General features: G+C 67.6%; 5 protein-coding genes. 4 read left to right on the forward strand and 1 reads right to left on the reverse strand.

All coding sequences use genetic code 11. The features are described 5' to 3' along the window. Positions 1-40 precede the first annotated feature (40 nt). A complete protein-coding gene (locus ACNA7R_RS10915; protein ID WP_416283595.1) occupies positions 41-691 on the forward strand; it encodes a helix-turn-helix domain-containing protein in 651 nt (216 codons plus the stop codon). A 19-nt stretch (positions 692-710) separates the two neighbouring features. Here the strand turns inward: ACNA7R_RS10915 and ACNA7R_RS10920 are convergent, their stop codons facing one another. After that, positions 711-2615, reverse strand: coding sequence for a bacterio-opsin activator domain-containing protein (locus ACNA7R_RS10920; protein WP_416283596.1), 1905 nt, complete (start codon positions 2613-2615; stop codon positions 711-713). A gap of 343 nt (positions 2616-2958) precedes the next feature. Here ACNA7R_RS10920 and ACNA7R_RS10925 point away from each other — a divergent pair, with 343 nt between their 5' ends. From ACNA7R_RS10925 to ACNA7R_RS10935, 3 genes are all read left to right on the forward strand, one after another. Beyond that, positions 2959-3984, forward strand: a complete 1026-nt coding sequence (locus ACNA7R_RS10925) for a 4Fe-4S dicluster domain-containing protein (RefSeq protein ID WP_416283597.1) — start codon at positions 2959-2961, stop codon at positions 3982-3984. 2 nt (positions 3985-3986) lie between these two features. Further along, entirely contained in the window at positions 3987-5246 is a 1260-nt protein-coding gene (gene nrfD, locus ACNA7R_RS10930; RefSeq protein WP_416283598.1) for an NrfD/PsrC family molybdoenzyme membrane anchor subunit, read from the forward strand. Then, on the forward strand, positions 5239-8484 hold a 3246-nt coding region (locus ACNA7R_RS10935; RefSeq protein WP_416283599.1), incomplete at its 3' end, for a molybdopterin-dependent oxidoreductase. The genes nrfD and ACNA7R_RS10935, both read left to right, overlap by 8 nt.

Consider the following 8484-nt stretch of genomic DNA (forward strand, 5'->3'; position numbering starts at 1 on the left):
AAGTCGCTCCTACGTCGGTCGACTGCTAATCGACTGTCGAATGCCACGCGCGAAACTCACCGTACGGATTCCCGACGACCTCTGGATTCACGACGTCTCGACGTCACACTCCGACGTCACGTTTCGAGTTAGCTCGGTGCTGCCGGGCCCGGACGCCGTCATCGGCGTGCTCGAACTGACGGCGTCGAACCCGGTTCCGATACTCGCCGATATCGATAGTCGGGACGACGTTCGCGAACTCGAGTTACTGTGGACACACGACGAGACGGCCATGCTCCAGGTCGAGACCGCGGACCCCTCGCTGGTCGCCCCGATGCGGCAGGCGGGCGCCCCCATGGAGACGCCGTTCGAGGTCGAAGACGGCGCGGTGACCTGGGAGCTGACGACGAGTGCGGATCGGCTGTCGGCTCTCGGCGAGTCGCTTGAGGAGAGCGGGATCGGGTACGATATCGAGTACGTCCACAGCACCGACGCGAGTCGGGCGACACAGCTATTGACCGACCGTCAGCTCGAGGTGTTCTTGACCGCTATCGACGGTGGATACTACGATGTTCCGCGCGAAGCGACGCTCACGGACGTCGCGTCGGCCCTCGAGATATCGAAGTCGACCTGTAGCGACGTCCTGCACCGTGCCGAGGGGGCGATCGCGCACTGGTTCACCGCGGAGTACGTCGGCCGACGCGAGCAGTGAGCGCTCGGATGCACTCGGACTAGTCCGTCCCCGCCGCGATCCCCGACGGGCGCCCGGCGTCCGTCCCGCGGTCGTGGTCGAAGAAGCGCTCGAAGACCTTCCGCTGGCCGGCCCGGAGGTGCTGAAGGAACGTCGACTGGCAGACGCCCATCCTGTCGGCAAGTTCGTCGCCGCTCGATTCGCGGGGCCACTCGAAGAAACCGCCGAAGTGAGCCAGCTGGAGGGCCTCGAACTGGCGGTCGGTGGCCGCGTCCTCGATCGCGGAGCGGAACTGGCCGCGGGTTTCGAGCTCCCGGTCGCGTTCGCGCTGGCCCACGAGGTCCGCGCCGGAATGGGTCTCGGAGACGGCCTCGACGACGCTGCGGACGTCGGCCGTCTCGGCGACCTCGGCTACGAGCGTGCTCTCCGAGCCGTCGGCGACCAGCGATCGGACGGCCGCGCCGTACCGCGCTAGCGTGGCAACGACTGACGTTCCTGAAACGGCGAGCCGAACTAGCGATTCGTCGTCGCCATCGCGCAGCACCTGTACGTCCGCGACGTCGTCGGCGTTCCCGGCGTAGTCGCGGACGTCGTCGCTGCTGGCGCCGCGGATCGTGACGAATCCGAGGACGTCGCCGTCGGCACCGGTCGTCACCCGCTCGAGTTCGAGCTCGGAGTCGAGGCTCGCCGCGAGCGACAGCAACGGGTCGTCCGAGGGCGTCAGATCGAACGCGAGTCGGGTGACGCGGTCGGTGACGAGCGAGCGCTGGCTCTCGGCGGCGGTAATCGCGTACGCGATGGTCTCGCCGAGTTCGTCGAGGATCTCGACGTCCAGCGCCTCGGTGGCGTTGTCGTCGTCGGTGTGGAGCACGAGGGCACCATACCGAGCGTCTCGGTACGAAAGCGGTATGGCGACTGTGGCGCCCGGATCAGCAGCCGATTGACACTCACAGGTGCCCCGGCTTTCACCACAGCTCTGGACGACCTGGGTCGTGTCCGTCTCGAGCGCCCGATCGACGACCGTCTCGCGGTCACCGTCGTTGATCGCAGCGACGACGGCGGTGAGGGTGTCGTCGTCGAGGCCGACGCTCGTGTTCGCTCGAACGGTGTCGGTCGCGGCGTTCCGGGCCGCGAACCACGCCGATTCGTACGGCGCTGCGCTCGCAAACTGCTCGCAGGCGACGGTTTCGACCTCGGCTTTCGACTCCGCGCGAAGGAGTTCCCGGTTGACGTCCCGAATGACCTCGTTGGTCGTGTTCAGTAGCTCGAGGCGGTCGTGCTGGTCGCGGATCCGAAGCTCGCGCTCCTTGCGGTCGGTGACGTCGGTCTCGACCGCGACGAACCCTTCGACGTCGTCCGTCTCGTCGGCGATCGGAGCGATCGTTACGTCGGCCCAGCAGAGGTCGCCGTCCTTTCGCCGGTTGACGATCTCGCCGTCCCAGACGTCGCCGTCGACGATCGTTCCCCAGAGGTCGTCGTAGAACACGTCGTCGTGCTGGCCGGAGCTCCACAGGTTCGGGGTTTCGCCGACGACCTCGGACGGGGCGTATCCCGTCACGGACTCCGTGGCAGGATTGGCGTACTCGATCCGTCCGTCAGGGTCGGTGACGAAGATCGCGTGGCCGGCGTGTTCGACGGCTTTCCGGAACCGACGGAGACGGTCGTTGGCCGCAGTCAGTTCGTCTTTGATCCGCGTTTCCTCCGCGACGTACTGGCCGAGATAGTAGACCGCCGCGACGGCGAAGACGCTCACGAGGAGACCGGGAAGTTCGGCCAGCCCGGCGCCGCCGGTCGTCTGGAGCGTCCAGAGCTGTCGTGACGCCATGAGCCCGAGCATCGCGGTGAAGAAGGCGAAGCGTCGGTCGCCGCTACGGTGAAGCAACAGGATCGAGTACCCGGTCCCGGCGAGTCGGAGCAGGATCGACGCGACGAGCAGCAGGCTCATCGCGTCCACCTCGAGCGCGGTTGGATCGCCGGGAGCGAGGACATGGACGAACGTACTCACCCGCAGCAGTTATGTGCTGACCGTCTTCCTACCGAGCAGGAATATCGGTTTCGGCGGTTCGGGGCGCTGGATCTCGGCCGTTTATCTTCTCGTCGGTTGAGTCGGCGGGAACCGACGGTCGGCGCGTCCCCAACAGTATCGGTAGCCGATCCAAACGGGGGTTCGGTCGGCGAGACCGTCCCCAACAGTATCGGTAGAACGCTCAGCCCCCTGGGGATCCTCTGTGTACATGTATGAGATCGAACCTGCACGTTCCGCGACGGCCGTCGGCCGGTGGTCGGCGATGAGCGCCGACGAGCCGATGCCCCGCGTTCCGGAGTCGTCCACCGGCGGCGAGTCGTACGACGCCATGGTCGACGTCGAAGCGACCGATCCCCGGGACGAACTCGCGAAGACGAGCTACCGGACCGACCTGGGCGTCAAGATGGCCGAGGACGCACGCAAGGTCAGCAACGGCGACCTCTCGAGTGCGGCCTACTGGGAGAAGTACGACGCGGAGGCGGCCGCGGAGTTCGGCGACGCCTACCGCGAGACGCCGAACCCGGCCGTCGACTGCGCCGACGGTACGATCGACGACGAGACCGCCGAGTCGCTGGGCTGTTCGGTGGGGACGATGGCGAGCATCGCGGAGGGACTCGAGGAGTCGGACGGGGAAGACGAGACGGACGAAGACGGCGACACGCGCTGGGGGATGGTCATCGACCTCCAGAAGTGCATCGGCTGCGAGTCGTGTACGGTCGCGTGCAAGGCCGAGAACCGGACGCCGCCGGGCGTCTCCTACAACGTCGTTCTGGAACGCGAAGAGGGCGAGTTCCCGAACGTCACCCGGACGAACGTTCCGCGCCCGTGCATGCAGTGTGAGAACCCGCCCTGCGTGCAGGTGTGTCCAGTTAGCGCGACCTACAAGATGGACAACGGCGTCGTCAACATCGACTACGACCGGTGTATCGGCTGCCGGTACTGCATGGTCGCCTGTCCGTACGACGCTCGCTACTTCGACTTCGGCGAGAACTACGACGGCGAGTTCGAGGAGGAGGGCGAGGTGACAAGCCCCGAGTACGGGACGGACCGCGGGCCGCGCGAGGACGGCGAGTCGCCGGTCGGCAACGTCCGGAAGTGTAACTTCTGTCACCACCGCTTGGAGCGCGGCGAAGAGCCGGCCTGCGTCGAGACCTGCGTCGGCGACGCCCGCTATATGGGCAACCTCGAGGACGACGAGAGCGAGGTGAACGAACTGGCCTCCTCCTCCCGAGCGTTCCGGCTCAAGGAGAAGGAAGGCACCGACCCGAACGTCTACTACCTCAAGTGACCATGTCCACGAACACACACACCGTGACGGCCAGGCTGGGCGGGGATCGCCTCCGGATCGCCTGGTACGTCCTCCTGCTCGGCCTGATCGCGATCGGGTCCTACGGCGGCTACCTCCGGCTCACCGAGGGACTCCAGTCGACGAACCTCTCGAGTGGAGTTCCCTGGGGTGCCTGGATCGCCTTCTACATCTACTTCGTGGGCCTCTCGGCGGGCGCGTTCCTCGTGAGCACGCTCTCGAACGTCTTCGAGGTCGAGGGGATGCACGAGATCGAACGCGAGGCGCTGTTCGTCGCGATCGTCTCGATGATCGTCGCGCTCACGTTCGTGCTGGTCGACATCGGTCGAATGGAACGGCTCTGGCACGTCTTCGCCTGGCGCCAGCCGCTGTCGGTGCTCTCTTGGGAGGTCCACGCCTACGCGCTCTACATCGGCGTCCTCTCCGGCGAACTGTACTTCTCGATGCGACGGGATCTCGTCGAGACGAGCGAGAACGACGACGGTCTGAAGGGACGGCTCGCGGGCCTGCTCACGCTCGGGCGGACGGACACGAGCGACGAGGCCCTCGAGACCGACCGGACGTGGCTCAAGCGGCTCGGGATCGCAGGGATCCCGCTCGCGATCGTCTTCGTCCACGGCGGCACCGGCAACCTGTTCGCCGTCGCCGCGGCCCGGGAGTACTGGTTCAGCGCGCTGTTCCCGGTGATCTTCATCACCTCGGCGGTCGTCAGCGGGATGGCGCTGGTCGCGTTGCTGTACGTGGTCCGGGCGAAGCTGTCCCACCGGACGCTCGACAGCGCGCTGCTCGAGCGCATGGCCGCCTTGCTCGCCGGGTTCATCGTCCTCGACGCGTCGCTGAAGACGCTCGAGGCGTTCATCGGGCTCTACAGCCTCCACCCCGGCGAGGTCCAGGCGTGGCTGACGATCATGACCGGCGAGATGTGGTGGTCGTTCTGGCTCGTGATGGTCGGACTGGGGTGGGTCCTTCCACTGGCCTTGCTCCACCGCAGCGACTGGCGCCGGAAGCCGAAATTCGTCGCGGCCGCGGGCGCGAGCGTCGTGCTGGGCGTCGTCGGGACGCGGTTCAACATCGTCGTCCCGGCCCAGCTCGAGCCCGCGCTCGAGGGGCTATCGATGGGCGCGTACGTCCCGTCGACGCCGGAGTGGCTGCTCTCGATCGGCGTGATCGCCTTCGGGGTCCTGCTGTACTCGATCGGCACTGAACTGCTCCCGCTCGTTCCACGAGGTGAGGGTCATGACTGAAACTGAGACGAACCCGGAAACCGACGACCCGGGCACGGAAGACGGCGGTATCGAACGACGAGACTTCGTCAAGGCGGTCGGCGGTATGGGGGCGCTCTCGCTCTCGGGCGGCGTCGCCAGCAGCCTCCTCGACGTCGACTGGTTCGGCGGCGACGGCAACGGCGTCGGCACCGAGTACGGCGAGTACGAGGGGTCGGACGTCATCCACACGACCTGCGGGCAGTGTAACACGTTCTGCCCGATCAAGGTCCGGCTGGCCGACGACAGCGGCAGTGGCGAGTACAGCTCGCTCGTGCGCAAGCTCGCGGGCAACCCGTACTCGTTTCTCAACACCCAGCCGTACGCGCAGGTGCCTTACGGCAGCGATCCGGAACGGGTCGCGACGGGCGACCTCGAGGGGACCGGCGAGGTCGACGTCAGCAAGTGGTCGCTCTCTGGCGGCCGGATCTGTCTGAAGGGCCAGGCCGGCATCCAGACGGCGTTCGACACCTACCGGCTGCGAAAGCCGATGAAGCGCGTCGGCCCGCGGGGCAGCGACGAGTGGAAGACCATCTCCTGGGAGCAGGCCATCGAGGAGATCGTCGAGGGCGACGACGAACTCGGCCACGACGGGATCCGCGAGCTGTGGGGCTACGCGCCCGAAGACGAGGTGATGGACGACTGGGAGGCCGTCCAGGAGGGCGACCTGAGCCGCGAGGCGTTCGACGAGCGCTACGAGGACGCCCTGATCGACACCGACCACCCGGACCTGGGGCCGAAGGCCAACCAGATCGTCGACGTCGGCGGCTTCCGGCGCAACTTCATCCGGAACCGGCTCTGGCACCAGGGGCTCGGCTCGACCAACAGCATCCACCACGGTGGCACCTGCGGGATCTCCGGCGTCGTCGGCTTCAACCGCTCCCACGAGGGCCAGAAACAACGGCAGTACCCCGATATCGAGAACTGCGAGTACCTGCTCGTCTGGGGGACCAACCCGATGGTCGCGAACAAGGGCCCGACGTGGCTCGCCCCGAAGCTCACGAACGCGATCCAGGACGGGATGCGGATGGACGTCGTCGATCCCCGACTCTCGAAGACGGCCGAGAAGGCCGACACCTGGGTGCCGGTCAAACCAGGCGCCGACGCCGCGCTCGCGCTCGGGATGGCCCGCTGGATCGTCGAGCACGACCGCTACGATGAGGAGTACCTCCGCAATCCCGGCGAGGACGCCGCAGCCGACGACGACGAGCCGACCTGGAGCGACGCGACCCACCTCGTGCTCGTCGACGAGGACGACCGCCCCAAGGCCCGCGCGGCGGATTTGGGCCTCGAGGCCGACGACCCCGAGTCGTTCGTCGTCGTCGACGCCGACACCGGCGAACCGGCGCCAGCCGACGAGGTCGATGAGGCCGTCCTCGACGTCGAGATCACTGTCGACGGACGGGCGGTCGCGAGCGCCTGGACGCTGTACCGCGAGCGCGTTCTCGAGTACTCCCTCGAGGAGTACGCCGAGATGGCCGGCGTCGACGTCGACCTGATCGACGAACTCGCCGACGAGTTCACCAGCCACGGCAAGCGCGCGGCGATCATGGCCTACCGCGGCCCGAGCAAGCACACGAACGGGTTCTACACCACGCGCGCGATCTCGACGCTGCAACACCTGATCGGCAACTACGACTGGAAGGGCGGGCAGATCTCGCCCTACGCCGGCTACGAGACGATGGGCGGCCGGTACGAACTCGGCGAGGTCCCCGACGGCCACGAGCCGTGGGGGATCCCGATCCTGCGCGGTGGGGTCGACTACGAGGACACCTCGCTGTTCGAGCGCGACGACGGCTACCCCGCGCAGCGACCGTGGTTCCCCGTCGCGCCGCCGATGGCGACCCAGGAGCTGTACGGCAGCGCGGCCGACGAGTACCCCTACGGCGTCGAGGCGCTGTTCATCCGGCCGTACTCGAACAACCACATCATGGCCGCGGCCGGCGGCGACAAGATCCCCGAGGTGCTCGAAGACGAGGACGCGATCGGGCTGATCGTCTCCTCCGACACCGTACTCGGGGAAATGAGCCGCTACGCCGACTACGTCCTCCCCGAGCCGACCTACCTCGAGCGCTGGGAGAACTTCGGCACCTACCCGAACAAACGGCTGGCCGACGAGAAGATAAGCCAGCCGACGATCAGGGTCGTCCCCGACGCCCGGCCGTTCGAGGAGGTGTTGATCGACATCTGGAAGGAGCTGGACTTGCCGGGCGTCGGCGAGGACGCGATTCCAGACGCCGACGGGGACCTGTGGTCGCTCGACACGTCCGAGGACTTCTACGTCAAGCTCGCGACCAACATCGCCTACGACCGCGAGCCCGTGCCCGACGCCGACGACGAGGAACTCGAGCTGTTCCGGGCGGCCCGCGAGAAGGGGCTGGGCGAGCACTTCGATCTCGAGGACTGGCGCGGAGCGGTGACCGACGAGGAGTGGCGCAAGGCCGTCACCGTGCTCAACCGCGGCGGCCGCTTCGAAGAGCCGATCGACGGCTACGAAGCGGCCTTCGCCGAGCGCGGCCACGACTACGACTACGCTGGCCGTCACCCCGAGACGAACGCCTACGACGGCGATCACCTGCGCTACCAGCTCGGCACTCGAGTCAACTTCTACGACGAAGTTGCCCCGACCGGCCGCCACGCCTACGACGGCGAGCGGTTCGATCCGCTCCCCCGCGTCGAGGACGTCGTCCACTACAACGGCGAGGTCCAGGTGCCGGTCACCAGCGACGACGAACCCGAGCGGCCGCTCCAGTTGACCAACTGGAAGCCCCGCACCCAGGGGATGCACCGCACGACCGGCTCGGCGTGGCTCCGCGAAACCAAGGGCGAGAACGCCGTCTGGATCAACCCCGAGGACGCCGACGAGCGCGGCCTCGAGAACGGGGATCGCGTCCAACTCGACGCCGGTCGCCGATCCGTCGAGGCGACCGTCCGCGTCACGGGCGGGATCCGCCCCGGCGTCGTCGGTACCGCCTGGGGCTTCGGCCGCCAGGGCGGCGGCGCGACCGACGCGACGGTCGACGGCGAGCGAACGGCGGCTGCGACCGAGGGGTACGGCCACACCGACCACTCGTACGACACGCCCGGCGAGAATACGGGCGGCTACGCGACGGGGCGTGACGCCGGCTTCGCCGTCAACCACGTCCAGCCGCTGGACGACGAACTCGGCGACGTCGGGCTGAGCGACCCCGTCGGCGGGAGCAACGCACAGTTCGCAGCC

The organism is Natronococcus sp. (genome assembly GCF_047921035.1).
GTDB lineage: Archaea > Halobacteriota > Halobacteria > Halobacteriales > Natrialbaceae > Natronococcus.

Coding starts and splice junctions, on each gene's coding strand:
- ACNA7R_RS10915 (WP_416283595.1), top strand. CDS start 41: ATGCCACGCGCGAAACTCACCGTACGGATTCCCGACGACCTCTGGATT.
- ACNA7R_RS10920 (WP_416283596.1), bottom strand. CDS start 2,615: ATGAGCCTGCTGCTCGTCGCGTCGATCCTGCTCCGACTCGCCGGGACC.
- ACNA7R_RS10925 (WP_416283597.1), top strand. CDS start 2,959: ATGAGCGCCGACGAGCCGATGCCCCGCGTTCCGGAGTCGTCCACCGGC.
- nrfD (WP_416283598.1), top strand. CDS start 3,987: ATGTCCACGAACACACACACCGTGACGGCCAGGCTGGGCGGGGATCGC.